The organism is Rhizobium anhuiense bv. trifolii, assembly GCF_024346605.1.
Taxonomy (GTDB): Bacteria; Pseudomonadota; Alphaproteobacteria; order Rhizobiales; family Rhizobiaceae; genus Rhizobium; species Rhizobium anhuiense.
This window is the reverse complement of sequence record NZ_CP098803.1, coordinates 985,957-1,010,501: the sequence shown is the minus strand read 5'-3', so window position 1 is coordinate 1,010,501 and position 24,545 is coordinate 985,957. Positions and strand designations below refer to the sequence as shown.

Annotated in this window: 24 protein-coding genes; 7 read left to right on the top strand and 17 right to left on the bottom strand. The window is 61.6% G+C overall.

The window, feature by feature from the left end; genetic code table 11:
* Positions 1-236 precede the first annotated feature (236 nt).
* Together flhB and NE851_RS13505 are read left to right on the top strand one after the other, a co-directional pair.
* Positions 237-1,316 carry a flagellar biosynthesis protein FlhB gene (gene flhB, locus NE851_RS13510; RefSeq protein ID WP_097544543.1) on the top strand — a complete coding sequence of 360 codons (1,080 nt, stop codon included), beginning with the start codon at positions 237-239 and terminating at the stop codon, positions 1,314-1,316.
* A 5-nt stretch (positions 1,317-1,321) separates the two neighbouring features.
* A complete protein-coding gene (locus NE851_RS13505; protein WP_028755560.1) occupies positions 1,322-1,765 on the top strand; it encodes a BspJ family T4SS effector nucleomodulin in 444 nt (147 codons plus the stop codon).
* A gap of 56 nt (positions 1,766-1,821) precedes the next feature.
* Here the strand turns inward: NE851_RS13505 and visR are convergent, their stop codons facing one another.
* From visR to NE851_RS13440, 13 genes are all read right to left on the bottom strand, one after another.
* Positions 1,822-2,568: a transcriptional regulator VisR gene (gene visR / locus NE851_RS13500; protein WP_097595985.1), complete on the bottom strand. Its 747-nt coding sequence runs from the start codon at positions 2,566-2,568 to the stop codon at positions 1,822-1,824.
* 9 nt (positions 2,569-2,577) lie between these two features.
* Positions 2,578-3,324: a transcriptional regulator VisN gene (gene visN / locus NE851_RS13495; protein WP_028755562.1), complete on the bottom strand. Its 747-nt coding sequence runs from the start codon at positions 3,322-3,324 to the stop codon at positions 2,578-2,580.
* A 430-nt stretch (positions 3,325-3,754) separates the two neighbouring features.
* On the bottom strand, positions 3,755-5,446 hold the full coding sequence (fliF, locus tag NE851_RS13490; RefSeq protein WP_028755563.1) for a flagellar basal-body MS-ring/collar protein FliF: 1,692 nt from the start codon (positions 5,444-5,446) through the stop codon (positions 3,755-3,757).
* A gap of 198 nt (positions 5,447-5,644) precedes the next feature.
* Positions 5,645-6,034 carry a chemotaxis protein CheT gene (gene cheT, locus NE851_RS13485; protein ID WP_028755564.1) on the bottom strand — a complete coding sequence of 130 codons (390 nt, stop codon included), beginning with the start codon at positions 6,032-6,034 and terminating at the stop codon, positions 5,645-5,647.
* Positions 6,035-6,050: 16 nt separating this feature from the next.
* Positions 6,051-6,605 (bottom strand): chemoreceptor glutamine deamidase CheD, encoded by a 555-nt coding sequence (gene cheD, locus NE851_RS13480; RefSeq protein ID WP_028755565.1) that lies wholly within the window; start codon positions 6,603-6,605, stop codon positions 6,051-6,053.
* The gene (locus NE851_RS13475) at positions 6,602-6,991 is read right to left on the bottom strand and encodes a response regulator (protein WP_003556488.1); all 390 of its coding nucleotides are present in this window, start codon (positions 6,989-6,991) and stop codon (positions 6,602-6,604) included. Before NE851_RS13475 ends, cheD begins: the two co-directional genes overlap by 4 nt.
* Complete coding sequence (cheB, locus tag NE851_RS13470) at positions 6,992-8,035, bottom strand: protein-glutamate O-methylesterase CheB (RefSeq protein WP_047613585.1); 1,044 nt, start codon at positions 8,033-8,035, stop codon at positions 6,992-6,994.
* Positions 8,032-8,940, bottom strand: coding sequence for a protein-glutamate O-methyltransferase CheR (cheR, locus tag NE851_RS13465; RefSeq protein WP_028755567.1), 909 nt, complete (start codon positions 8,938-8,940; stop codon positions 8,032-8,034). The genes cheB and cheR overlap by 4 nt, the downstream gene beginning before the upstream one ends.
* A complete protein-coding gene (locus NE851_RS13460) occupies positions 8,937-9,404 on the bottom strand; it encodes a chemotaxis protein CheW (protein WP_028755568.1) in 468 nt (155 codons plus the stop codon). Before NE851_RS13460 ends, cheR begins: the two co-directional genes overlap by 4 nt.
* 4 nt (positions 9,405-9,408) lie before the next feature.
* On the bottom strand, positions 9,409-11,703 hold the full coding sequence (locus NE851_RS13455) for a chemotaxis protein CheA (protein ID WP_047615218.1): 2,295 nt from the start codon (positions 11,701-11,703) through the stop codon (positions 9,409-9,411).
* Positions 11,704-11,720: 17 nt separating this feature from the next.
* A complete protein-coding gene (gene cheY1 / locus NE851_RS13450; protein WP_003570362.1) occupies positions 11,721-12,086 on the bottom strand; it encodes a chemotaxis response regulator CheY1 in 366 nt (121 codons plus the stop codon).
* Positions 12,083-12,379 carry an STAS domain-containing protein gene (locus tag NE851_RS13445; protein ID WP_003545491.1) on the bottom strand — a complete coding sequence of 99 codons (297 nt, stop codon included), beginning with the start codon at positions 12,377-12,379 and terminating at the stop codon, positions 12,083-12,085. Before NE851_RS13445 ends, cheY1 begins: the two co-directional genes overlap by 4 nt.
* Before the next feature lie 63 nt (positions 12,380-12,442).
* Positions 12,443-14,071 carry a globin-coupled sensor protein gene (locus tag NE851_RS13440; RefSeq protein WP_183904529.1) on the bottom strand — a complete coding sequence of 543 codons (1,629 nt, stop codon included), beginning with the start codon at positions 14,069-14,071 and terminating at the stop codon, positions 12,443-12,445.
* Positions 14,072-14,797: 726 nt separating this feature from the next.
* On the opposite strand from NE851_RS13440, the gene NE851_RS13435 reads away from it, so the two are divergent.
* Complete coding sequence (locus NE851_RS13435) at positions 14,798-16,219, top strand: ArnT family glycosyltransferase (RefSeq protein ID WP_183908774.1); 1,422 nt, start codon at positions 14,798-14,800, stop codon at positions 16,217-16,219.
* Positions 16,220-16,225: 6 nt separating this feature from the next.
* Here NE851_RS13435 and NE851_RS13430 read toward each other — a convergent pair whose 3' ends face one another.
* Positions 16,226-16,531, bottom strand: a complete 306-nt coding sequence (locus NE851_RS13430) for a helix-turn-helix transcriptional regulator (protein ID WP_028755572.1) — start codon at positions 16,529-16,531, stop codon at positions 16,226-16,228.
* A 34-nt stretch (positions 16,532-16,565) separates the two neighbouring features.
* On the opposite strand from NE851_RS13430, the gene ybaL reads away from it, so the two are divergent.
* The 4 genes from ybaL to NE851_RS13410 all read left to right on the top strand — a co-directional run bounded on the left by ybaL (position 16,566) and on the right by NE851_RS13410 (position 22,336).
* On the top strand, positions 16,566-18,386 hold the full coding sequence (gene ybaL, locus NE851_RS13425; protein ID WP_183908772.1) for a YbaL family putative K(+) efflux transporter: 1,821 nt from the start codon (positions 16,566-16,568) through the stop codon (positions 18,384-18,386).
* Positions 18,387-18,440: 54 nt separating this feature from the next.
* A complete protein-coding gene (locus NE851_RS13420; RefSeq protein WP_047613573.1) occupies positions 18,441-18,821 on the top strand; it encodes a hypothetical protein in 381 nt (126 codons plus the stop codon).
* 86 nt (positions 18,822-18,907) lie between these two features.
* On the top strand, positions 18,908-21,457 hold the full coding sequence (secD, locus tag NE851_RS13415; protein WP_047613572.1) for a protein translocase subunit SecD: 2,550 nt from the start codon (positions 18,908-18,910) through the stop codon (positions 21,455-21,457).
* Positions 21,458-21,619: 162 nt separating this feature from the next.
* A complete protein-coding gene (locus NE851_RS13410; RefSeq protein WP_168332640.1) occupies positions 21,620-22,336 on the top strand; it encodes a sensor histidine kinase in 717 nt (238 codons plus the stop codon).
* Positions 22,337-22,484: 148 nt separating this feature from the next.
* Here the strand turns inward: NE851_RS13410 and NE851_RS13405 are convergent, their stop codons facing one another.
* The 3 genes from NE851_RS13405 to NE851_RS13395 form a co-directional block, all read right to left on the bottom strand.
* Complete coding sequence (locus tag NE851_RS13405; protein ID WP_028755577.1) at positions 22,485-22,922, bottom strand: response regulator; 438 nt, start codon at positions 22,920-22,922, stop codon at positions 22,485-22,487.
* A gap of 30 nt (positions 22,923-22,952) precedes the next feature.
* Positions 22,953-23,657: a helix-turn-helix transcriptional regulator gene (locus tag NE851_RS13400; protein WP_028755578.1), complete on the bottom strand. Its 705-nt coding sequence runs from the start codon at positions 23,655-23,657 to the stop codon at positions 22,953-22,955.
* A 482-nt stretch (positions 23,658-24,139) separates the two neighbouring features.
* Positions 24,140-24,517, bottom strand: coding sequence for a response regulator (locus NE851_RS13395; protein WP_047615205.1), 378 nt, complete (start codon positions 24,515-24,517; stop codon positions 24,140-24,142).
* Between the last annotated feature and the right edge of the window lie 28 nt (positions 24,518-24,545).

The following is a 24,545-nucleotide window of genomic DNA, read 5'->3' as shown; positions in this document are numbered from 1 at the left end:
CGGCACTTCGAGACTGTTGACAAATCCGGCATGCCGTACGGCAGCTGTTGATCGCCGTGCCACAGGCGACTACCCTTCCAGTGATAGGCTGCGCTCCAAAGCGCGTCGCAGAGAACCCGGTTCCTGCGACGCGCTTTGGGTCTTTGTTTTGATGCATGTCGTCATCCCAAAACCGCTGCACATTTTTGGGCGACATGCATTAGCTGCAGCCTATTTCTTTGACGGAGGGCCGCGACTTGGCAGACGATGACAAGGACAGCAAAACAGAAGCCCCGACCGCGAAAAAGCAAACCGATGCCGCGGAAAAAGGCAACGTGCCGTTTTCGCGCGAGCTGTCGATCTTCGCGACCATTCTCGCCACCTACATCTATTTGGTGTTCTTCCTCCCCGACAGCGTCGGGCGCATGACGGAAACGCTGCGCGACATCTTCGAGCAGCCCGACCAATGGAAAATCGAGACGGGGCCGGATATCCTATCGCTGTTCGTGCGGATCGGCTGGGCAAGTGCGGCGCTGGTGGCGCCTGCCTTCATCCTGTTCATGGTGTTCGGCATCGCCTCCGCCGTCTTCCAGAACCTGCCGACACCGGTGCTCGAACGTATCCGGCCGCAGTTCTCGCGCATCTCCCCGGTCAAAGGCTGGACGCGGCTGTTCAGCCTGCCTGGCCTCATCGAATTCGGAAAGTCGCTGTTCAAGGTCGTCATCGTCGGGATCATCCTGTTCTTCGTGATGAGAAGCGAATATTTCAGCTCGATCGACGCGATGTTCTCCGATCCGCAGACCATCCTCGTGCGGACGACGACGGCGATGCGCAAGATCATCATCGTCATGCTGATCGCCACCGCGATCGTGGCGATCGCCGATCTTTTCTGGACGCGCCATCACTGGTTCACCGAACTGAAGATGACACGCCACGAGGTGAAGGAAGAAAACAAGCAGGCGCAGGGCGACCCCTTCGTCAAGGGCCGGCAGCGCTCGCTGATGCGCGACCGCGCGCGCCGGCGCATGATCAACAACGTGCACCGGGCGACGCTCGTCATCGCCAACCCGACGCACTATGCCGTGGCGCTGCGTTACGCGCGTGAAGAAAACGACGCACCGGTGGTGCTGGCCAAGGGCCAGGACCTCGTCGCGCTCAAAATCAGGGAGATCGCCGAGCAGAACGGCATACCGGTGTTCGAGGATCCTCCGCTTGCGCGCTCCATGTTTGCGCAAGTCTCGATCGATAGTGTCATACCGTCAGTCTTCTACAAGGCCGTTGCGGAGCTGATCCACCGGGTCTACGCCGCAGACGCCAAGAACAAACGGGTAAGATAAGCCGAATGAAAAAATGCCCCCACTCTACCCAGCGTGAAAAGATCCTCGCCGTTGCGATCAGCCCGGTCGCCACGGAACTGCGCCTTCTGGATGCCTCTGACCTTATTTCACTGCTGCGCTTCGAGTATTACGGCAACCTTTCCGATCTCGTCGCGTCGGCGGCGGAGCTTTTCTTTCATCCGGGCACGGTGAATTTCGGCCTGGGCGGCAACTATACGCTGGAGTGGGGCGGTAAGCCCGAGGTCGTTCTCGATCTGGAAATCAAGCCACGCGGCGTCACCGTCTATGCCCAGCTCACCCTTGCCGAAGATCACGCCGGCATCGAGATCAATCATATCGCTTTCCAGGATCCATCGGCCGATCCTGACGAGAATACCGTCTTTCTCGAAAAGAGCCTCCGGGAAGCCCGTTACAACGTCAACCAACCGCCTCGGGCGCTGGCCGGCTGACGTCCTCTCAAGACAATCGAGCATTCATCCATATTGGATAGAAGAACGGCGCTGGTTCAGCTGATGTAGCCGAGCCGGATCGCCTTGGCGATCGCCTGTATGCGATTGACGGAATCGAGCTTGATGGTCGCCGAGCCGAGATAGGCGTTGACTGTGTGCACCGACAGGCCGAGCTTGTCGGCGATCTCTTCGCTGATGCGGCCGTCGCCGGCAAGCTGCAGACAGGCGATCTCGCGTTCGCTCAAGGCCTCGGCGGCAGCCGTGCGGCGTTCATCGAGCGAGAGCAGATCCATCATGATATGGCAGCAGCGACCGTGCAGCTCGACGATGGTATCGCTCGACGGATCGATCTCATCGCCGGTGAAGAGGATGAAACCATTGCCGACGGCGCCGAGCCGCACCGGAAAGGCAAGGCCGGAGAAAGGCAGAATACCGTTCTGCAGCCGCGTCATGAACGGCGAGAAGTCGGCCGGGCCAGGCGCCGCGCGGTCGTGACCGCCGGCCCATGAGAGCGGCAGCAGCGACTTGTCGATATGGTCGAGAAGGATATCGCCGTAGGCATCAATGAAAGCCTTGCCGAAACCGGCATTGGAAGAGCCCCAGTTCTCCAGCTCGCAGACCAGGCGCTGCTTTGCCGGAAGGCCCGAGCCGCTGACGCGGAAGATCGCAAAGCCTTGCGCATCGGCGAGCTTCTGCATGGCGATCAGCCGCGGAAAAAGATCGGACCGGCTGGAAATCCTGTTCACACGCACCATGCGCAGCTGCTCGGCGCTGCTCATCGTCCTGCCTGGTGAATGTGCCATGGATCCCCCCTATACGAGATTATTGCGGACGGCGAAGGCAATGGCCTCGGAGCGGGTCTTGGTCGCCGTCTTGCGCATCACGCTGGTGATGTAGTTGTTGATGGTATTGCGGGAGATTCCAAGGATCATCGCGATCTCGTCGCTGGTCTTGCCCTCGGCGATCCAGAACAGGCATTCGAGCTCGCGGTCCGTCAATTCAAAATCGCGATCGACCTTCGTGCCACCGCAGCGGAGGAAGCTCGCGACATAACCTGCAAGCAGGCCCACATCGCGCAGGCGCTCCGGCGAAAGGATGAACCCTTCGCCGAACAGGAACATCAAGGCCAGCCGCGACCGGCCGACATTGAAGGTCAATGAACAATATTGGCGGCTGGCGCCGTCCGGCACATCGGCACTATCCGGCAGAAGAGCAAAATTCGGCTGGAAGACCTGCATGCATTTTTCCAGCTCGGTCGAACGGGCATAGCCGCTGACCAGATCATTGGCGATGTCCTTGACGAGATCGAAAGGCCAATCGGACGAAACGATGAAATCGAGGCCGCTTTCCTGAATGAGATCGCAGCGCGCCAGAAGATAGTGCGAAGCACCTACATACTCCGTCAGCGCGCGCAGACCGGACTGCAACCTTCCAGTGTCGGCGACACCGTGCAGGCGCTGGATCACTTCATCGCGGGGTAATAGACCCGGCGCCACCGCGCTCGCGAAATTCGCCATCTGCCTCTCGCCCTTGCTCGCCTGAAGTATGTTCATATCCATTGGCAACGTCCTGCGGCTGAGAAACGATCAAACTCGGTGCAACAGCAATTTTTCTGTAAAGGATTCAATTCAAGTCCCGCTCGAATCCCATTTCGAATCACCTAAGGGTAAGCCAGCCGATGTAAATCACCATCTCCGACTTCTAGGGATTTACATCAGCTGCCGTCCATGCACTGATTCGAGCACCATTCGCGCCCTTCAAGATATAGGGGAGGCTAAGGTGATTCTGGCTGTACCGCAACTTGATTCGCGTTTTACGCGAGTATGCCTCAACAAATTTCTCTAAAGCGGCATTCACTGCAGTCAAGCCTATATCCTATTCGAATTGCTGGCGCCGGCCGTCATTTGCTTTGCGGGAACCGATACATCCCGCTGCAGGACATAGTGCCTGCTACCGACATAAAAAAAGGCCGGTTGCCCGGCCTTTCCCTTACGCTGCGTCGTCGATCGCCCATTTCCGGAGGATTTTCGCGGCGCGCTCCTCGTTGATTTCGACCATGCGAGAGAGTTTGCGTTCCGGGCCTTCCTTGACGCGACGGTTGAAGTTTCCGTCGTCGTCGCCGAGGCTGAGCAGGTCCTCGGTGCTGTCGAAGCCGAAGTCGGACCCGAAGCCGTCCATGAGAGCACCTCCGGAGGCTCCTGCCGCGGGCGCGAAGTCGGGAAGCTCGAGGCCGGCCGCTTCCGGCGTGGCGTCGCCGAGAACCGAGCCGCCGCCGTTGCCGCTGACGCTGCGCACCAGAGGCCGCAGGCCCATCCAGACCACCACGAAGGCGACCGCGACGAAGGCGAGCGAGTTGATGATGCCGGCAAGGTTGCGGCTCAGCATGTCCATGACACGGACACCACCGGTGGCGTCTTCGAGCAGCTGATTCTCGAGGAAGTCCATGGCCGTGACGGTGACGACGTCGCCGCGCTTGGCGTCGATGCCGGCCGCCGAAGTGACAATCTTCTGCATCTCGGCAAGATAGGCGTCGATCTTGGCCTGATCGGCAGGTTCGCCAACCATCTTGGCGATGCGGCCCTTGTTGACCACCACGGCGATCGACAGCTTCTCGACCTTGTAGCTGTTGCGGGTCGTCGCCGTCGTCCTGCTGTTGATTTCGTAGTTCGTCTGCTCTTCGCGCTTGTCGGACTTGTCCTGCGATTCCGGCCCGGCGGAACCGCCGGCCTCGGGAGCCGCCTGCGGGATGTTCTGCTCGACCGTCGTCGCGCTATCGGATGTCTTCTGCTGCGACTGCTGGGCTTCCTTCGTCGAGCGCACCGAGCGTTCGACCTTGGATTCGGGATCGTAGGTCGTTTCCTGGATCTGCTGGGCGTCGGTGTTGAGGTCGGCGGTAACGCTGGAGCGGAAGTTGTCCATTCCGAGGAAGGGCGCCAGCGCCTTGTCGATGTTGGATTCGACTTCCTGCTGGACGTTCTGGACGATGTTGAGCGAGCGGTTCAGCGAGCTGTTGCTCGCCTCGTCGCCGGATGCAAGCAGCTGGCCGGCGGAATCGAGGATCGTCACGTCATCGATGTCAAGCCCCGGCACGGCCGAGGCGACGAGGTGGCGGATCGAGGTCGCCGCGCTGCGCCCGGCGGTGGCGCTGGCGCGAATCATGACGGAGGCGGTCGGCTTCTGCTCGGCCTTCCGGAAGTTTCCGACCTCCGGCATGACGATATGGACTCGCGCGGCTGTTATACCCGAGATCGATTGGATGGTACGGGCGATTTCGCCTTCCAGCGCTCGAACCCGCGTCACCTCCTGCATGAAGGAGGTCAGGCCGAGGGAGCCGACGTTGTCGAAAAGTTCGTAACCGGCATTGGCGCTGTTCGGCAGGCCGCGCTCGGCAAGCATCAGGCGGGCCTTGCCCGTCAACCCCGCGGGGACGCTGATGCTGGAACCGTCCGTGCCGACCTGGAAATCGATGTTGGCTTCGGCAAGCGCCATGCTGATCTGATTGAGATCCGGCGAATCCAGACCGACATAGAGCGTTTCCTGTGCCGGCTTGTTGACGAAAAGCGCGGCCGCAAGGACGATTGCGATGGAAACGGCACCGACGCCTCCAAGAATCATCAGGCGCGTTCGGCCCAGGGAGCCGAAGTTCTTAAAGATCTGAACTAATTGATTTAACAGATTCATTCTGTTCTCGCACGATCCGTCAAAGACAAAGCAGGCTTATTGCCTCATCAGACGAATAGTCGGCGAAACTTGTGCGAGCGTTTCGTGAAGCGCTGCGGGAGCGAAAAGGCCTAATGCCGCCGCCCGGAAGAAAATAGTGATTTTGGGATAACGACATCCACAAGCATGTCGCATGAATCCGGTTTGGCGCGAGGTGCTTTAGAAGAAATCGAAGTCGCCGGCTGCCTTGCTCAATGGCTGGGAATGGCCGTGGCGGGTGGCGCCGCCCAATGCCTTCTGCATCTCGGCCAGCTTGACGAGGCTGAGCGCGGTTGCGACGTCGACCGACCAGCCGTGCGGGATTTCGCCGGTGATGGTGTCGATGAATTCGGCAAGGCCGCGCGATTTCTGCACGGCGAGATCAATGCCCTGCATGACCTTCATGGCATCCGGCGAATTCAGGATTTCCGCGCCGCCGAGTTCGAGAAGCTGTGGCTCGATGCGCTCGATCAGATAGGCGACGTCGTGCAGTTCCGAAACGATGCGCATCAGGATGTCGCTCAGCGCTTCGACGGGCGCAGGCGGCTCCATCACCGGGTTAAATGTCATATGAAAATCCTCGCCATCAAAAAAATTCGATACTGGTTTCGACGGGCTTCTGCGGAGCGGCGGGACGCTGCTCGAGAGCGACGGTTCTCTGCGTTTCGGCGCCGGTCAGGGGGTATTGCCGCGCACGACCGGAGACCGGCCAATATTCAAGCTTGCGTCCATGTTCTCCGCCGGTGGAGGAACCGACCACCGGAATGCCTTCATCCCTCAGGAACTGCACGGCGAAGGCCGCGTTCTGCTCACCGACATTGGAGAATGTCGAGATCGTCTTCGCGCCGCCGAAGATCTTTGCCTCCAGCCGGTCGCGCCGGGCGCCCTGCTTCAGGAGACCGTTGATCAGCAGTTCCATCAGATGCACGCCGTAGCGCGTGGCATCGCCGCCTGATGTCGGCGAGGTCGCCGAACCGGGCAGCAGGAAGTGGTTCATGCCGCCGACGCCGGCGATGGGGTCTCTGAGACACGCAGCCACGCACGAACCGAGAATGGTCGAGAGGACCGCATTCGGATCGCTCAGAACCTTGTACTCGCCCTGAATGATGTGCACGCGGCGGGCTGCCCCCTCAGTGATCATTTCAGGGCTCCAAACACGGCTTCGATGGCCGCTTTCATCTTCTCGATCGTGAACGGCTTGGCGAGCACGTTGTTGGCGCCGAGCTGGGCCGCCTTCTGTACCAGTGCGCGGTCACCCTGAGCGGTGAGGATGATGAAGGCCGCCTTCTTGGTGTTCGGGTTGGTGCGCACGGCCTGCAGGAAGCCGATGCCATCCATCTTCGGCATGTTGAAGTCCGAGATCACCAGGTGGTGCGGCTGCTCGGCCATGATCTTCATGCCCTGCTCGCCGTCGCCGGCCGACGTGATCTGTTTGAAACCGAGCTGGGTCAGCGCGTCGCTGAGCAGCAATCGGCTCGTTACCTGATCATCGACGATCAGAACTTTGATTTTCTCCGCGATCGACATTTATTCGGTCCCTTCCTTTCGGGCGGCTGTCATTTTCAATATTTCTTCACCGATGGCAGACAGCGGCAGCTGCTGCTCAACGGCGCCAAGTTCGTGGGCAACCCTTGGCATTCCGTAAACGACACAGGTTTTTTCGTTCTGGCCGAGCGTTCTGGCGCCGGCGTGGCGCATTTTCAACAATCCGGCGGCGCCATCGCGGCCCATTCCGGTCAAAATCACGCCGACGGCGTTGCGGCCCGCCAGTTCCGCGACCGAATCGAACAGTACGTCCACGGATGGGCGGTGGCCATTGACCGGAGCACGGTCGACGAGGCGGCAGGACGGCGCCGAGGCGCCGCTGACCTGAAGGTGACGCTCGCCGCCGGGCGCCAGATAGATCTTGCCGATTTCGAGGCGGGCACCATCGGTCGCTTCCTGCACCACCGGGGCACAGAGGCGGTTCAGCCGTTCGGCGAAGCTCTTGGTGAAGGTCGGCGGCATATGCTGGGTGATGACGGTCGGCGGGCAATTTGCCGGAAATTTCTGCAACACGGCGATCAGCGCTTCGACGCCACCGGTCGACGAGCCGATGGCCACGATCTTGCGGCCGACGCGGAAATCGGCGACGGAGGGCGGTGGCGTTGGCGCGGCGGTGGGCTGCGAGAACTGGCGCTGTGTGCGCGCGGCGGCCTTGACCTTCTCGGCGAGGTCGCCGAAGGGCCTGAGTTCGCCCGGACCCGGCTTGCCGACACAGTCGAACGCACCGATCTCCAGCGCCGCAAGCGTCGCCTCGGCGCCGCGATGGGTCATGGTGGAGACCATGATCACCGGCATCGGGCGCAGCGTCATGATCTTCTCGAGGAAATCGAGACCGTTCATGTTCGGCATCTCGATGTCGAGCGTCACGACGTCCGGGTTCAGCCGCTTGATCGCCTCGCGCGCTTCCAGCGCGTCGCCGGCCTGGCCGATGACGTTGACCTCGGGATCGGAACTCAGGACGGCAGTGATCAACCCGCGCATCGTCGGCGAGTCGTCAACAACGAGAACCCTTGCCGGAGCGCTCATGCCTTCCTCCCGAGACCTTTGGTCGTATAGCGATAGGTCGTGATGCCGATATTGTCGAAGACGTGTTTTGCCTCGCCTGAAACACGCTCGGAATGGCCGATATAGAGATGACCGCCTTCCGGCAGCAGGCCGGCGAAACGCTGCCAGATCTTCATCTGCGTCGGCTCATCGAAATAGATGACGACGTTGCGGCAGAAGATGACGTCGAACTTGCCCTTGAACGGCCATTGCGCCATCAGGTTCAGCTCGTTGTAGGTGATCAGCCGCTTGACGCGGTCGTCGACCTGGAACTTCCTGCGGCCCTGCACCTCGACTTCGCTGAACCATTGCTTGCGCATGGCCGGCGAAACGGTTTCGAGCGCGTTCTCGTCATAGGCGCCGGCCCGGGCGATCGCCAGGATCTTCGGGTCGATGTCGGTTGCCAGAATCTTGAAATCGTAATCGGCGACATTCGGCATCAGCGACAGCACGGTCAGCGCGATCGAATAGGGTTCCTGGCCGTCGGAGGAGGCGGCCGACCAGATGCGCACCCTGCCACCCGATCTCGCCCGCTGCAGCAGCTCCGGCAGGACATGGTCGCGCAGATGGTCGAAATGGTGGTTTTCGCGGAAGAAGCGGGTGAAATTGGTGGTCAGATGCGACAGCATCTCGCGGCGCGCCGGGGCGCCGGCCGGCGAAGCGACGAGGTCGCAATATTCCCGGAAGCCGGACAGGCCGAGATTGCGGATATGTTTCGACAGGCGCGAATAGACGAGCGACGCCTTCGTCTCATTGAGGAAGATGCCGGCATCCGAATAGATCATCGCGGCGATCTCCGTGAGGTCGCGGCGCGTCAGCGGATATTCTCCGCTCGCCAGGACCTCGTCGGATCCCTGCCTTTGATCTTTTGCGCCCATTACACTCATGCGGCTTCGCTTTCGGTCTCTGAAAAGAGGGATTCGAGTTCGATCAGGCAGATCATGCGCTTCTCGATGGCGAGAATACCGCGGGCAAATTGACGCTCGAGTTCGGAGGAGATCTCGGGCGTCGGCTGGATGGTTTCGTCGGTCACCGTCAGGATATCGGAGACGGCGTCGACCAGGAGGCCGACGACCTTGCGCCGGACCTGGGCGACGATGATGACATGACGGGCAGTCGGATCGGCCGGCTTCATCCCCAGCCGGGCGGCCAGGTCGATGATCGGCAGCACCGCGCCGCGCAGGTTGATGACACCAAGCATATAGGCAGGCGAGTGCGGCATCGCGGTCGCCGGGGTCCAGCCCCGGATTTCGCGAACCGACATGATGTTCACGCAAAATTCCTGATCCCCGATGCGGAACGCGATCAGTTCGCGATCCCCCTCGTTCAGATTTTTTACAGTGTACGACATTCCCTTACCCTACCGCTGCTAACGACATTTCCGCTTTGAGCGACTGGCCGCGCGAGGCGCCGACAACCGCGTCGACATCGAGGATGAGAGCCACGCGCCCGTCACCGAGAATGGTGGCGGCGGCAATGCCCGGCACGTGGGTGTAGTTGGCCTCCAGGCTCTTGATGACCACTTGGCGCTGACCCTGGATGGCATCGACCATCAGGGCGCGCTGGCCGCCGCCTTCGGATTCCACCAGAAGCGCCACGCCCTCGACAGGATTGGCCTGGGTCGCACGGAAGTTCAGGATGCGGCCGACATCGACCAGCGGGCAGAACGAGTTGCGGATCGAGATCAGCCGGTGGTTGGCACCGAAGGAGTGGATCGCGGCCGCTTCCGGCTGCAGGGTTTCGACGATCGCCGTCAGCGGCACGACCAGCGTCTGGCCGGCAACGGTGACCACCATGCCGTCGAGAACGGCGAGCGTCAGCGGCAGGCTCATGGTGAAGACCGAGCCGTGACCCGGCTTCGAGGTGATGTTGATGCGGCCGCCGAGCGCCTGGATCGAACGTTTGACGACGTCCATGCCGACGCCGCGGCCGGAGATGTCGGAGATCTTGTCGGCCGTCGAGAAGCCCGGCAGGAAGATCAGGTTGTCGATTTCCTCGTCCGAAAGGTTGGCATCGGCCGGAATGAGATCGTTGTCGATCGCCTTCTGGCGGACCTTCTCGCGGTTGATGCCGGCGCCGTCGTCGGCAAGCTCGATCAGGATGCGTCCCGAACGATGCTTGGCGGTCAGGCGAACCGTGCCTTCGGTGTTCTTGCCGGCGGCTGCGCGCTTTTCGGGCGTTTCGATGCCGTGGTCGACGGCATTGCGGATCATGTGGGTCAGCGGCTCGGCCAGCTTGTCGATGACCGTCTTGTCGACTTCGGTGTTTTCACCTTCGGTGATCAGGCGGATCGACTTGCCGGTCATGTCGGCGATTTCGCGGACGATACGCGACATGCGCTGGAACACCGGCTTCACCGGCTGCGCGCGGATCGCCATGACCGAGTCCTGGATCTCGCGGGTGAGCTGCTGCAGCTCCTCGAGGCCCATATTGATCGAGGAGGTGCCGGTCGTGTCATTCTCGATGACGCTCTGCGACAGCATCGCCTGGTTGATGACCAATTCGCCGACGAGGTTGATGAGGCGGTCGACACGGTCGAGATCGACGCGGATCGTCTGGCCGGCGCCGGCGGCATTGTTCTGGGCGGCAGCGCTTGCGGCGGCGGCTGCGGCGGCGGCCGATTCCTTCTTCTCGACACGGGCTGCGGCTGCGGCCATCTGCGTAACGTTGGAGGCGGTCTCGGCGGCGGCAACGGCGGCGGCCGTCTCTTCGGCGCGCGCGTCGGCGGCAACCTCTTCGGTTGCGCCCGTTTCATCCAGGATCGACAGATCGAAGGGAACCGGCACCATCGGCAGTTCGTCGTTGCTGGTCGCGTCAGCCCTTGCTTCCTCGAGCGGCTTCACCGTCAGTTCGCAATCCCATTCGGCGAATTCGAAGACGGTGCGAATGGCGTCCTCGCCCTTGTCCGTCTTGATCGTGACGTTCCAGAAGAAATAAGCGCCTTCCGGATCGAGTTCCTCGAGGCCCGGCAGCTCATCCGTGTTGCAATAGATGGTCATTTCGCCGAGGCGCGAGAGATCGCGCAGCAGCAGGGTCGCGTCGTTGCCCTTGGAATAGAGTTCGTAGCGCGGCTTGAAGATGACTTCATAGGTCGGCAGGTCGGAGCCCGCATCGCCTTCGCCGCCAAAATCGTCGAAGGAAAAGGGGATCGGCTGGAAGCCGCTGTCATCCGTCGGCTTGACGGCCGGCGCTGGAGCGGCCTTGGCCGCGGGCTTTGCGGCAGCCTTCGGCGCGGGCGCCTCGGCCGATGCCGAAGGAGACGGCAACTCGCCGTTGGCCAGCGCCTCGAGCTCCTTGACGAGGCCGCGGCTGCGGCTTTCATCGACACTGCCGCCGTCGCGCGCAGCATTCGTCAGGTCGGCCAGCACGTCGGCCGACTTCAGCATCACCTTCAGGACGTCCTGGGTCGGCTCAAGCTTGTTGGATCGAACGCAATCGAGAGTGGTCTCGAAAACATGGGCGAAGGCTACCAGATCATCAAGGCCGAAGGCGCCGGCGCCACCCTTGATCGAATGCACGGCACGGAACACCGCATTGACGGTTTCCGGATCGCGATCGCCATCATTCATTTTCAGAAGACCGGATTCCAGCTCGGCGAGCTGTTCCTCGCACTCCTGGAAAAAGATCTCTTTGATTTCGTTCATATCCATAGGAGCAAATCCTGGGTTTAAGCGGTTACACGCTCAATGGCATCGATCAGCTTGGCCGGGTCAAAAGGCTTGACGATCCAGCCCGTGGCACCGGCCTGGCGGGCGCGGTTCTTCTTTTCCGCGTCGCTTTCGGTGGTCAGGACCAGGATCGGGATGGCCCGATATTTCTCGTTGCGGCGAACACCTTCGATGAAGCCGAAACCGTCGAGACGCGGCATGTTGATGTCGGTCACGATGACGTCAGGATTGGACTCTTCGAGAACCTCGAGGCCTTCGACGCCGTCTTCCGCCTGGATCGTCTCGAAGCCGGCATTGTTCAGCGTCACGAGCAGCATGTTTCGGATGGTGCGGGAATCATCCACGGTAAGAACTTTTTTCTTCATTGCCGAATCTCCTTGGCAAGCAGGTGGTCAATATTGACGCCAACCAGCTGCATGGTTTTCTGAAATGCGTCGGACACCTTGGAGAAGGTGAACGGCTGCTTGTCCTGTTCCCAGGTCTTCTCGGCGGACATCAGAACCTGGGCGCAAAGAGCACCGATCCGTTCGACGCCCGATGCGTCGATCGAAAGGCCGCTGCCCCTGAGGGAGAGGAGTTTGTCGCGCAAGGCGGAAGCCTCGTTGAGGTCGAGCACCGCTGTCAAATCCAGCGTCTTGCCACTCTTCTTTGCTGCCATCAGCTTTTCCTTGTCCCCTTGTCCCCGGCTCGAGAAGACGAGCTGAGGCAATCATCCGATAGGTTAGTAAACATTCCGCCCACCTCCGACGCTTGCGAAGGGCTTCGGAACGCCAAAATCATCATTTTCATAGGCGTCTTCGACCGGTGCCGGACGGGCAGAGGCTTCGATGGCGCGCGGCGGTGCGGCGCGAACCGGCGCCGGGCGCCCGGCATTGGCGTTTTCCCGAGCGATGCGGAACTCGCGAACCGTCTGGCCGAGCTCGAGAATGACGGTGTGGAGGTGGTCGGCGCCCTCAGCCGAGCGCTCCGCCAGGCCGGCACTCTCCGCCACCTCGCCGCCCAGACCCTTGACGTCTGATGTGACGCTGTCGAGGCTTGCGGCATGTTCGCCGGTTCTCGTTGCGATGCCGGCGATGGCGGCGTTGATGTCGGTGACCTGACGCACGATGCTGCCGATCGAATCCTGTGTGCGGCCGACCATCTGCACGCCGGCGTCGACCTGCGCCTTGGTCGTCGTCACCAGCGTCTTGATCTCGCGGGCGGCTTCGGCCGAACGCTGGGCAAGGGCGCGGACTTCCTGGGCGACGACGGCAAAGCCCCGGCCGGAATCGCCAGCGCGCGCGGCTTCGATGCCGGCGTTCAGCGCCAGAAGATTGGTCTGGAAGGCGATCTCGTCGATCGCGCCGATGATCTGGCCGATCTTTTCCGCCGACTGTTCGATATCGGCCATGGCGCTGATCGCGCGACCGACGACCTCACCGCTTTCCTCGACCGCGGCGCGCGTCGAGGCGGCTGCCTGTTCGGCGGCGCGGCTGTCGGCCGCACCGTCGCGAACACTGCCGGCAATGCCGGCAAGGGCGGCGGCGGAAAGCTGCAGCCGGTCGGCCTGGCCGGAAGCCGTGCCGGCGAATTGCCTGGACAGGCCGGCAAGCGAGCCTGTCGCCGCTTCGGCTTTGAGCGTGCGCTCTGTGATCGCGGCAAATTCCGCCTGAAGTCCGTCCAACGCGCCATTCAGCGCGGCGGCGATCCCGGCATGGTCGCCGTCGACGGGCGCGCGGCGTGTCAGGTCGCGGGCAGAAAGACCTTCGATGACATCGCCGAAGATCCGGGCGATCTCAGCCTCGTTGTCGGCGCGCTGATCGGCGAGCGCGCGGCTCTGGGCGGCGCGCAGCGCGTTGAAGCGCAGCGAGACGGCAATTTCCACATCGACCATGACGATTCGGATGATCGCCGTCATCAGATCGGAGATTTCACGGCCGCGGCGCTTGGCCGACGGCAACAGCGGACGGCCGGCAATCTCCTGGGCAAGACCGGAAACGACATGCTCCAGCATGACGCCATGGCCGGCGACGTGCCAGCGCGGGTCGAGGCCCATCTTGTTTTCGGTATCGGAGAGCACCTTGACGCGCTCGGCATAGAGACTGTCGAACCGCGCATCCGTCAGCACGTCCCAATGCGAGGACTGCAGATCATGCAGGCGCTCGACCTGACGCTCGCTCTCGAAATTGCGCGAGGCGTCGGGGAACGACTGGAATCGATGGAAGAGATCCCTGAGCCCCGCCTTCAAATGGGCTTCGAGGGCCGGCCGGTTGCGGCGCACCAGCTCGCACTGGTCGGCATCGAGACCAGCAAAGCGCAGGCGGTCGCGCAAGCTGCCTGCCTGCGCTCCACGAGCCTGATCTGATGGCATGTCCTGCCTCAATGCCTGTCCCCAACCACATTCCGGGCGACGGCCCGGCGAAAAACCTGCGCAGCATCCGTTGAACGCGAAGCGTGGAGACGGTTCTCACCACCGGTTACAACCGGCGGATCGAAGCCCCCTGATCAGCTATGTTTCGGAGCTGTCTGAAGAGATGGATACCGGATCAACCCGGTACGGCGGGACGGCGTCATGCCTGGTGGGAACGAGTGCATCTTCCCATTCCGACGTGTAAACCAATGTTTATGGTTAATTCCTTGCCTGAAGGTTAATAAGCCTTTCGCAGGACAGGCTTTTGAAGCAATTCAAGGCAGTTGGCTGCAAATACTGTTGCGGAGTTGCATGGCTGCTACAAGGCACACGCAAGCTCCGTGGTATATGCCGGTCGATAACCAAGACATGACGTCGACAAGGACAGGGCAATGATTGTTCTCGGATTGGGTTCCTGCTTGATAGCAATGACGCTGCTTGCAGCCGTCGCCCTCCTCGATTTTCTCGCTGCACACCGCGATACCCGCACGCTTCGGGTGTTCTAAGCGCGTCGCGCTTTCAGATACGCTCCTCGCGCTCCGGCTCCTTATTTCCAACGCATGTCGTTATCGCAAAACCGCTACACAGTTTTGTGCGACAGGCTGTAGACCGCCCCTTCCCCGTTGGCAGTCCGGCACCTTTGGTGTATCGCACTCGCGCCTTTCATGTCAGCGGAACTATTCGTTCATGTCCCCCAGATCTGGTCTCCTCATCGTTCTCAGCTTCACGCTCTGGCGCGTCGTCCTGCTCAATTTTGATGCGACGGACCTTTTCGTCGATGAGGCGCAGTACTGGTTCTGGTCGCAGAATCTCGATCTCGGCTATTATTCCAAGCCGCCGATGATCGCCTGGGTGATCCGGGCGATGACCGAGTTTTCCGGCTCCAACGCCATCTATTGGATCAGGCTGCTCGGACCGCTGATCCACATGGCGGCAGCATTGGTGCTGATGAAGATAGCAAAGCGTTTCGTCGGGCCGGAGATCGAAGGCTGGACGGGCGCCACCTACATCACCCTTCCCGGTGTGGCGCTTTCTTCGGTGTTCTTCTCGACCGACGTTATCCTGCTGTTCTTCATCGCGATCGCCCTGCTTGCCTATTTCGGCCTGACGCAGCGACGCTCGGTCGGGCTGGCGCTCCTCATGGGCCTTGGGGTCGGCCTCGCCTTCCTGTCGAAATATGCCGTGCTGTTCGTCGTTCCGGGCGGCGCGATTGCCCTCCTGCTCATTCCGGCGGCGCGCATCGCCATTCGGGATTTCATCATCGCGGTCGCCGTCGCGGCGGTCGTCGCCTTGCCGAATCTCTGGTGGAACCTGCAGCACGACAACACGACGGTGCGGCATACGCAGGACATCGCCCACTGGAGCGAACTCGGCATCAATCTCCGTCGCGGGCTTGAATTCTTCTCCGCCCAGTTCGGCGTCGTCGGGCCGATCATCTTCTTTGCGATGCTCTGGGCGGTCTATCGCATGATCAAGGGCAGGAGCGACGACCGGGAAAAGATGCTGGTCTGGCTGTCGATGCCGGTGGTGGTGCTGATCACGCTGCAGGCGACGGTCGCCAAGGCCTATGCCAACTGGGCGGTGACCGCCTATGTCGCCGGGACCATCCTTGCCGTCTGGCTGCTTTACCGGATGTGGCCGAAGGGGCTGAAACTGTCGCTCACCATCAACGGCATCGCCAGCCTGCTCTTTCCGCTGGCGACGATCTTTCCGCAGCAGTTGCTGCTGCCGAACGGCGACGAATTGATGAAGCGCTATCTCGGCCGCGCCGAGGTCAGCCGCGAGGCTGCCGCACTCGCCGGTCAGGCCGGCACCGACATCATCGTCACCGACAATCGCGACATGGTCGCCGATCTTTTCTATACGCTCCGCGACGCATCCTACAGGATCTATGCGCGAGCGCCGGCGGGCCTTCCGGAGAGCTATTACGAGCAGGAATTCGCGCTCCCGGCCGAGATTACCGGCAAAGTGCTTTTCCTGACGGACGGGGGCCTCAACTGCGCCACCGAGGCGCCCGAGGTGCTGAAGAGCTGGCAGCCGACGCAAGGCAACTACAAGGGCAAGACGCTCTCCGCCTACAAGGTCTCTGCCGCCTGCCTGGCGCCCTGAACCGATTCAGCCGGCTGGATTGGGCAGGCAGAGACCGGTGCCCGCTCCCTCGATCTCGACGAATTTGACGCCGCCCTCCTCGAAGGCGAGGCGCAGCTGCGCCTCCGTCGCGCGGTGGATGTCGTGGTGCCTTCCCTCGTAGTCGCGAATGGTGCTGCGCGAGACCGCGGCCCTTTCGGCAAGATCGGTCTGGGTCCAGTCGAGCAGGCCGCGTGCCGCGCGGCAGAGAGCGGGAGTAAGAATTGTTTCCCGTGCGCCTTGACCCATGATTTTAAGTTGCCCATATTGGTCGATATAGACCATATATGTCATATTACGAACGGGATTTCCAGATCGGGAGACGACGATGCCACACGATACGCCCTTGATTTCGACAATCGTCGGCGGCCTCGTGCTGGCTTTCATCTTCGGCGCCTTCGCCCATCGGCTGCGGATGCCGCCGCTCGTCGGTTATCTCATCGCCGGCGTGCTTGTGGGGCCACATACGCCGGGTTATGTGGCGGATCAGAACCTTGCGCCGGAGTTGGCCGAAATCGGCGTCATCCTGCTGATGTTCGGCGTCGGGCTGCATTTCTCCCTGAAAGACCTGCTGTCGGTGCGCGGCATCGCCGTGCCCGGCGCGATCGTGCAGATCGCCTTTGCGACACTGCTCGGTTGGGGACTCGGCGCCTTCATGGGCTGGCCGACCGGCGGCAGCCTGGTCTTCGGCCTGGCGCTTTCGGTCGCCTCCACCGTCGTGCTGTTGAAGGCGCTGCAGGAGCGGCGGCTGGTCGAGACGGAGCGCGGCAGGATCGCCGTCGGCTGGCTGATCGTCGAGGATCTCGCCATGGTGCTGGCGCTGGTGCTGATCCCGGCCGCCGCCAGCATCGGCGGCGAGGGCCACGCTCCTGTCGAGCCGCTCTCGGCCGCACTCAGCCGCCTGTTCGACCTCGATCTCGGCATCGGCGGCATGATCGCCATGACGCTGGTGAAGGTGGCGTTGTTCGTGGCGCTGATGCTGGTCTTCGGCCGCAAGCTCATTCCCTGGACGATGCACCGCATCGCCCATACCGGTTCGCGCGAGCTCTTCCGGCTCGGCGTGCTGGCGATCGCGCTCGGCGTCGCCTTCGGCGCGGCGAAGCTCTTCGGCGTGTCGCTGGCGCTCGGCGCCTTCTTTGCCGGCATGGTGCTGGCCGAAAGCGAACTCAGCCATCGCGCCGCGCAGGAAAGCCTGCCGCTGCGCGATGCCTTCGCCGTGTTGTTCTTCGTCTCGGTCGGCATGCTGTTCGATCCGAATATCCTGATCGACAAGCCGCTGCCGATTCTGGCCACCATCTTCATCATCGTCATCGGCAAGTCCGTCGCCGCCCTGCTGATCGTGCTCGCCTTCAAGAAGCCGCTCGGCACGGCGTTGACGATCTCGGCCAGCCTCGGCCAGATCGGCGAGTTCTCCTTCATCCTCGCCGCTCTCGGCGTCGAACTCGGGCTGCTGCCGGAGGAAGGCCGCGACCTGATCCTGGCCGGCGCCATCATTTCGATCATCCTCAATCCGCTGCTGTTCTTCCTCTGCGACCGCATGCGGCCGCTGCTGGATGGTGCAAAGCGCGAAGACGTCGTGGCCGACCCTGCTCCCGCTGCAGATGCGATAGCAGCCCAGGAGGAGATGCCGTCTGAAGACGACGAGGTGCACCCGACTGCTCTCAGCGGCCACGCCATTCTCGTTGGCTACGGACGGGTTGGCAGCATCGTCGGACAGAATCTCAAGTCGTCAGCCACACCTTTTCTCGTCATTGAGGACTCCGATAAGCGCATCTGCGAGCTGAAGGTGCAGGGTATCGAAACCCTGGCGGGCAATGCGGTGATGCGGGAGACGCTCGACCTTGCCAATCTCTCCGGCGCCCGCAGCATTGCCATCGCCATCCCGAATGCTTTCGAGGCCTGCCGCATCGCCGAGCAGGCGCGCAGCGTCAATCCATCGATCCTCATCGTCGCCCGCGCCCATTCCGATGCAGAGGTCGATGAATTGAAGCAATATGGCGCCGACACCGTCATCATGGGCGAGCGCGAAATCGCGCTTGGCATGGTTGACCGGCTCGCCCAAGTGCATCATGAGAGTGTGCCCTATGAAGACGGACTTGGGCCTGATACAATTATGCCTGCGGATGAGCCTCCGCCGGAAAAAGAATGAGAGATTGGCGCGCTTTTGAGCCGATACGGGAGTGACATCGCCGGGACGGAGAAGATGGAGCTGGAGCAGCGCCGTCTGACGGGCCGTATCGCCGCCTCCCTCCTCGTCGCCATTCTTGCCTATCTCGGCCTGCTTCTCGGCGGCAACCTGATCATCTCGCCTGTTGTCACCGTCAACACACTCTCCTCTTCCGAGCGGGATCCGCAGCCGCCGCAGCTGACCGCGCGCGATGCCGTGCGCGGATTGCTTGCCACCGAGCGCAGGCTTGCGCCGAAGCAGGCGGCGCATGACGCCGGATCGCCTGCCCTTGCCGTCGCCCCGGCTCTCGATTTCGCCGGCTGGACCATGCCAGCCGCTTTTCCGGCATTCGAAGCCTCGCTTCGCGCCGCAGTCTCCAGGACCCATCAGCCGCGCGCACCGCCCGCCGCTGCCTGAGGTTTGCGCCGATCGGCGCTCCGACCGACCATTGACGACATGCCGCCAGCGCCCGAGCGCCGGCCCTCGATATCAAGGAATACAACATGCGTACTTCACCATGGCTGGTGTTCACCTATACGGTGATCATCCTTCTCGGCCTATTGATCGCCCTGCCGAACGTCCTGCCGCAATCCACCCTCCAGCGTATTCCGGCATGGCTGCCGCATGAGCAGGTGTCGCTTGGCCTCGACCTTCGCGGCGGCTCGCACCTCGTTCTCGAAGTCGACGAAGCCGACCTGACGAAGGAGCGGCTGCAATCGCTGCTTCAGGACGCGCGCCGCGTGCTGCGCGAAAAGGGCATCCAGCCGAAAGCCGTGGTCCGCAGCCAGAACCAGATCGTCGTAACACTCGCCGACGCCGCGCAGAGCGATGCCGCCGTCACCGAACTCAAGACGCTCGCCAACCCGATCAGCACCGGTCTCAGCGCCGGCCAGGCCGATCTTGATGTCGCCGCAAGCGGCGCCACGATCACCGTCGGCTTCTCGCCGGCCGGCATTTCCGCCAATGTCGACAACGCCGTTCAGCAGAGCCTCGAAGTCATCCGACAGCGCGTCGACCAGGTCGGCGTCTCCGAGCCGACGATCCAGCGCATCGGCGCCAACCGCGTGCTCGTCCAGCTTCCGGGTGCACAGGATCCGTCGCGCCTGCGCGAACTTCTCGGCTCCACGGCCAAGATGTCGTTCCACATGCTGGCGCCGAACAACCAGCCGGGACCTGGCGTGACCATGCTGAAGGACGATGAAGGCCGGTCCTATCCGGTCCTCGATCGCGTCGAAATCTCCGGCGACCGCCTTTCGGATGCTCGCGTCAGCTTCGACCCCAACACGCATGAGCCGATCGTCAGCTTCCGCTTCGACAGCGCCGGCGCCACCCGCTTTGCCGACATCACCCGCCAGAACGTCGGCAATCCCTTCGCCATCGTCCTCGACGACAAGGTGCTGAGCGCCCCCGTCATCCGCGAGCCGATCACCGGCGGTTCCGGCCAGATCTCCGGCAACTTCTCGGCCGACAGCGCCACGACGCTTGCCGCCATGCTGCGCGCCGGCGCCCTGCCCGCCAAACTGACCGTCATCGAGGAACGCACCGTCGGCGCCGACCTCGGCGCCGATGCGATCAAGATGGGTATTTATTCCGGCATCGTCGGTTTTGCTCTCGTCGCACTCTTCATCTTCATTCTCTATGGCACCTGGGGCGTGCTGGCGAATGTCGCCCTGTTGATTCACACGATCCTGACCTTCTCCGCCCTGACGCTGGTCGGTGCGACGCTGACGCTGCCGGGCATCGCCGGTGTCGTTCTCGGCATCGGCCTTGCTGTTGACGCCAACGTTCTGATCAACGAGCGCATCCGCGAAGAAACGCGCAAGGGCAAGAGCGCCTTCGCCGCCATCGACACCGGCTTCCGCCGTGCCTATTCGACCATCATCGACGGCAACATGACGGCCCTGATCGCTGCGGCCATCCTGTTCTACTTCGGCTCCGGACCGGTTCGCGGCTTTGCCGTGACCATGGCGCTCGGCCTGATCATCTCGATGTTCACCTCGGTCGCCTTCGTGCGCGTCGCGATGATCGAGATCACCCGCCGCCAGAGGCTGAAGGTGCTGAACATCAGGCCGCTGATCCCGTTCAGCCCCTATGACAAGCATATCCAGTTCATGAAGGCGCGCTTCTTCGGCGTCACCGTTTCGGCGCTCCTGTCGATTGCCTCGGTCGTGCTGTTCATTCACCCCGGCCTCAACTACGGCGTCGATTTCCGCGGCGGCATCCAGATGTCGGTCAGGACCAGTGCCCCGGCCGATCTCGGAACCTTCCGCGAGGGGCTGAACAGCCTCGGCCTCGGCGAAATCTCGCTGCAGTCCTTCGGCGACAACAACAGCATTCTCGTGCGCGCCCAACGGCAGGAAGGCGGCGAAGAGGCACAGACGGCTGCCGTGACCAAGCTGAAGGCCGAAGTCATCAAGCTCGACCCGAAGGCCACCGTCGAAGGCACCGATGTCATCGGTCCGAAGGTCAGCGGCGAGCTTGCCTGGGCCGGCATCCTGTCGGTCGTCATCGCAAGCTTTGCGATGCTGATCTACATCTGGGTGCGGTTCGAATGGCCGTTTGCCGTCGGCGCCATCGTCACGCTGGTGCTCGATGTCACCAAGGCGATCGGCTTCTTCGCAATCACCGGCCTCGACTTCAATTTGACGGCCATCGCCGCCATCCTGACGCTCGTCGGCTACTCGGTGAACGACAAGGTCGTCGTCTATGACCGCATGCGCGAAAACATGCGGCTCTATAAGTCGATGCCGCTGCGCGAGATCATCGACAAGTCGATCAACGAGACCCTGGCACGAAGCCTCTATACCAATGCGACGGCCTTCCTCGCCCTGGTGCCGATGGCGATCTGGGGCGGCAGCGCGGTCTCGAGCTTCGCGATCCCGATGGTCTTCGGCATTCTCGTGGCCGGCGCCTCTTCGATCTTCATCGCGGCGCCGATCCTGCTCTTCCTCGGCGACTGGCGCCGCCGCCATGCCAAGGCGGCACCGGCAACCGATGCGGCAGTCGAAATCATCCCGCCAGAACAGGGCCGCCCGCGCAAATCGGCGACCTGAGAATCTCGTTGTTAACGTATCCTTGAAGAGGGCGCCGGTTGCAGAGCCGGCGCCCTCTTTCTATTGTCGGCGACTGCATTATGTGCCAATTCAAAGTGTTACCGCGTCCTTTGCGCACCTGAAGAGACGCGGCGCTGTCATTGAGATCGGGGAAGCCGCCAGATGTCATCCAACCCGACAAGACCGCCGGAAACCGCTGTCGCCGGCGACAGCGAGGAGCGCATCAAGCGTTTTCTCGCGACCGCCTCGCATGACCTGCAATCGCCGCTGCGCCACATCGCCATGTATGCCGAGCTGTTGCTCGACGATCTCGAGGAGACGCTCGACGGCGAACAGTTGCAGAGCCTCAGGATGATCCTGGAGAAAGCGCAAGCCGCGCAGCGCCTCACCAAGGCATTGATGAGCCTTGCCGGCGGAACGCCCCAGGTGACGCCTGAAGAGGTGGATCTGCAGGCGCTGGCCGACAATATCTGGGGCGAGTTGACCGACGAGACAGAGGTTCGCGGCGCGACGCTTGAAAGCGTAGGCCTGCCCTCCATCCGGACCGATCCTGCCCTGCTCGGGCTGGTGCTGCGGCATCTGCTGACCAACGCCCTCACCTATCGCAGCGAAGCGCCACCGCATGTGACGATTGCGGCAGTGCGAGAGGGCACCGATTGGTTTATCCGCATCTCCGACAATGGCACGGGCATCGATTCGGCCTATCGGGAGCGGATATTCGAGCCCTTCTGGAAATTGCCGAAAGCGGGAGCGGTTCAGGGCGCCGGTCTCGGATTGACGACGGCGCGGGAGTTTCTGACGGCGCTGGGCGGCGATATCAGCCTCGAGCATTCGGATGAAAGCGGCAGCCGCTTCATCGTCCGCCTTCCTATTGCTTGAAATCAGCAACTTCCAGCAGAAGCGTGCAGTGGTTTTGCTGGAAATTGCTCTAAAGCAGTTCAGCTTTTAAGGGAGCGCCGAACCGCTCTATCCTTTTGTTTTTACGCAATTCCCGGCAAAACCGCTTCGCACTTTTCCTGGAATTGCTCTAGATGCTGTAGTCGTCCTTCCAGAAATCCGGGACGTCATAGGTCACATATTCGCGGATGATGTGCTGCAGCGTCTGCGCATCGATTTCGTCCTTGCCGATACGGAAATCGACGCCGTAATCCGGGAATTCCTGGAAATAGCCACCCGATATATCGGTCGAGACGACGCCGATCGGTCCGGTGTAGCCGATGCCGCGCAGTTCCGGCACCGTTTCGCGGAAATCGGCGTTCGGCAGAAGGCGGTTGTCGAGCAGGATGAGATCGAATCGCTCCAAGCGGATCTTTTCCAGCGCGTCACCGATCGAAGGCGAATATTCGACCTCGACGGCCGGCTCGGAGAGATCGGCGATCTTCTTCTTGAGCGCGCGGAATTCGATGAATTCGTCGTCGACAAACAGAACCTTGACGGCGTTCCTTCGGCCCGTTTCGGTGATCATCGTCTCATTTCCCCAATCCCGAAACCAACTTCACGACACCAAACCATTCCTCAAGGCGATCGCCACCATATGAACGCGGTTGACGGCGTCGAGTTTGCGCGCGGCCGCGGTGATGTGCGAATTGACCGTATGTTCGGAGAGACCGAGAATGATGGCGATCTCCGCCGACGTCTTGCCTTCGCTCGTCCATTTGACGATTTCCGATTCGCGCTGCGTCAGCCGTCCGGACATTTCCGGCGTCAGGATTTCCTCGTAGAGCTTGTCGAAAATGCGCATGGCATCGAGAAGCATGTCGGCGATCTCACTCTGATCGGGCTCCTGACGCTCGCCGCTGAGCACGAGGCAATAGCGCCGCCCTTCCGGCGTGAACAGCGGGATGAACAGAAAGACGCCGCTCAGGAACTCGTTGAAAACCAGCTCGGAGGGATGATCTTCCGGCTGCGCGCTCCGGCCATGGACCGGCGTTGCCAGGAACTGGGCGGACTTTGCCCGGACGGTCCCGAGCGCTTCCTTCAATGTGGTGATGAAAAGGCCGACACGCCGCTCGGCAACATTGGTGATGACAATATCGCGTTCACCGAAAGGAGCTGAAGCCTCGGAAATGCGGGCAAGCGCGAAATTGTCGAAGTTGTAATGCTGCGCCGCCGACTTCAGCAGACGGAAAAAATCGGTGCGGTTGATCGCCCGGCTCAGTTCCGGTCCGGCGTGAAAGGGAATTGCCGGGGCATTGTTCATTCCCACTCTTCCTCTCCTCCCGCCGATGCCTCCGATCCCGAAATCTTGGGATATACGTCTTAGACGCGAAGAGCTACAAAAATTGCGAGACAACTTGATGAGAGATATCGAAAACGGGGACTTTCGATATTTAAGGCGGAAATCATCAATTATCTCAACTACAGGTGATGCACGGGCAGATTTTACTGAGGGGCAGTAGTTCTTACCTGGGTATCGTAAATCTTCTCGTGTTCAACATCCATGAATGCGAGAAGGCAGTGCCAGACGTAAGCGCGAGAGAACCGATAGACCCATTCAGCTAAGGGGTTGGCTGATGTTCGTGGCGGCGAACGCGGGTTCATCGGTTCTCTCAGCGCTTATTTTGCGTTCCATTTCCTTCGCTTCGGTTGCATCTTGTGTTGCGCCCCCGACCTTGTCAATTGCGGTTTGTCGGATGCTCCAGGCAAGCGGCAGAAAACAGGCCGCCGGACTGACGTCGTTTCCTACACTTCAAGATTGAGAATGAGTGCGGCAAGGTCAAGGGGTTTTTCGAGATAGAAATCGGCGCCGGCCTCAAGCGCACGCGCGCGATCCTCATCGGCATCCGATCCGCTGCAGATCGCAAGCCGCATCGACTTGAACCGAACATCCCGGCGCAGGCTCAGCACCAGGCCAGTGCCGCTATCGAGCGGCATGTAGAGATCGGTGATCAACAGATCGGGCACGGCCTTGCCTTCCGCCGCGCGCGCCTCCAACGCCTCCAGCGCCATATCGGCTGTCGAAAAGCAGAATAGATCGACGTCTATCTGCTGCTTCCGGCTGATATAGTCGAGATAAAAGAGGTCATCCCTGCTGTCATCGACGTAAAATAGGGTCGGCATCCATCACCGTGATTGGATATTGTTCGAA

Coding starts and splice junctions, on each gene's coding strand:
- NE851_RS13400 (WP_028755578.1), bottom strand. CDS start 23,657: ATGAACAATGCCCCGGCAATTCCCTTTCACGCCGGACCGGAACTGAGC.
- visR (WP_097595985.1), bottom strand. CDS start 2,568: ATGGCACATTCACCAGGCAGGACGATGAGCAGCGCCGAGCAGCTGCGC.
- cheD (WP_028755565.1), bottom strand. CDS start 6,605: ATGATCACTGAGGGGGCAGCCCGCCGCGTGCACATCATTCAGGGCGAG.
- cheR (WP_028755567.1), bottom strand. CDS start 8,940: ATGAGTGTAATGGGCGCAAAAGATCAAAGGCAGGGATCCGACGAGGTC.
- NE851_RS13475 (WP_003556488.1), bottom strand. CDS start 6,991: ATGTCGATCGCGGAGAAAATCAAAGTTCTGATCGTCGATGATCAGGTA.
- secD (WP_047613572.1), top strand. CDS start 18,908: ATGCGTACTTCACCATGGCTGGTGTTCACCTATACGGTGATCATCCTT.
- visN (WP_028755562.1), bottom strand. CDS start 3,324: ATGGATATGAACATACTTCAGGCGAGCAAGGGCGAGAGGCAGATGGCG.
- cheT (WP_028755564.1), bottom strand. CDS start 6,034: ATGACATTTAACCCGGTGATGGAGCCGCCTGCGCCCGTCGAAGCGCTG.
- cheB (WP_047613585.1), bottom strand. CDS start 8,035: ATGAGCGCTCCGGCAAGGGTTCTCGTTGTTGACGACTCGCCGACGATG.
- NE851_RS13395 (WP_047615205.1), bottom strand. CDS start 24,517: ATGCCGACCCTATTTTACGTCGATGACAGCAGGGATGACCTCTTTTAT.
- NE851_RS13440 (WP_183904529.1), bottom strand. CDS start 14,071: ATGCCATCAGATCAGGCTCGTGGAGCGCAGGCAGGCAGCTTGCGCGAC.
- fliF (WP_028755563.1), bottom strand. CDS start 5,446: ATGAATCTGTTAAATCAATTAGTTCAGATCTTTAAGAACTTCGGCTCC.
- NE851_RS13505 (WP_028755560.1), top strand. CDS start 1,322: ATGAAAAAATGCCCCCACTCTACCCAGCGTGAAAAGATCCTCGCCGTT.
- NE851_RS13445 (WP_003545491.1), bottom strand. CDS start 12,379: ATGGCAGCAAAGAAGAGTGGCAAGACGCTGGATTTGACAGCGGTGCTC.
- NE851_RS13435 (WP_183908774.1), top strand. CDS start 14,798: ATGTCCCCCAGATCTGGTCTCCTCATCGTTCTCAGCTTCACGCTCTGG.
- ybaL (WP_183908772.1), top strand. CDS start 16,566: ATGCCACACGATACGCCCTTGATTTCGACAATCGTCGGCGGCCTCGTG.
- NE851_RS13405 (WP_028755577.1), bottom strand. CDS start 22,922: ATGATCACCGAAACGGGCCGAAGGAACGCCGTCAAGGTTCTGTTTGTC.
- NE851_RS13460 (WP_028755568.1), bottom strand. CDS start 9,404: ATGTCGTACACTGTAAAAAATCTGAACGAGGGGGATCGCGAACTGATC.
- NE851_RS13430 (WP_028755572.1), bottom strand. CDS start 16,531: ATGACATATATGGTCTATATCGACCAATATGGGCAACTTAAAATCATG.
- NE851_RS13420 (WP_047613573.1), top strand. CDS start 18,441: ATGGAGCTGGAGCAGCGCCGTCTGACGGGCCGTATCGCCGCCTCCCTC.
- NE851_RS13410 (WP_168332640.1), top strand. CDS start 21,620: ATGTCATCCAACCCGACAAGACCGCCGGAAACCGCTGTCGCCGGCGAC.
- cheY1 (WP_003570362.1), bottom strand. CDS start 12,086: ATGAAGAAAAAAGTTCTTACCGTGGATGATTCCCGCACCATCCGAAAC.
- NE851_RS13455 (WP_047615218.1), bottom strand. CDS start 11,703: ATGGATATGAACGAAATCAAAGAGATCTTTTTCCAGGAGTGCGAGGAA.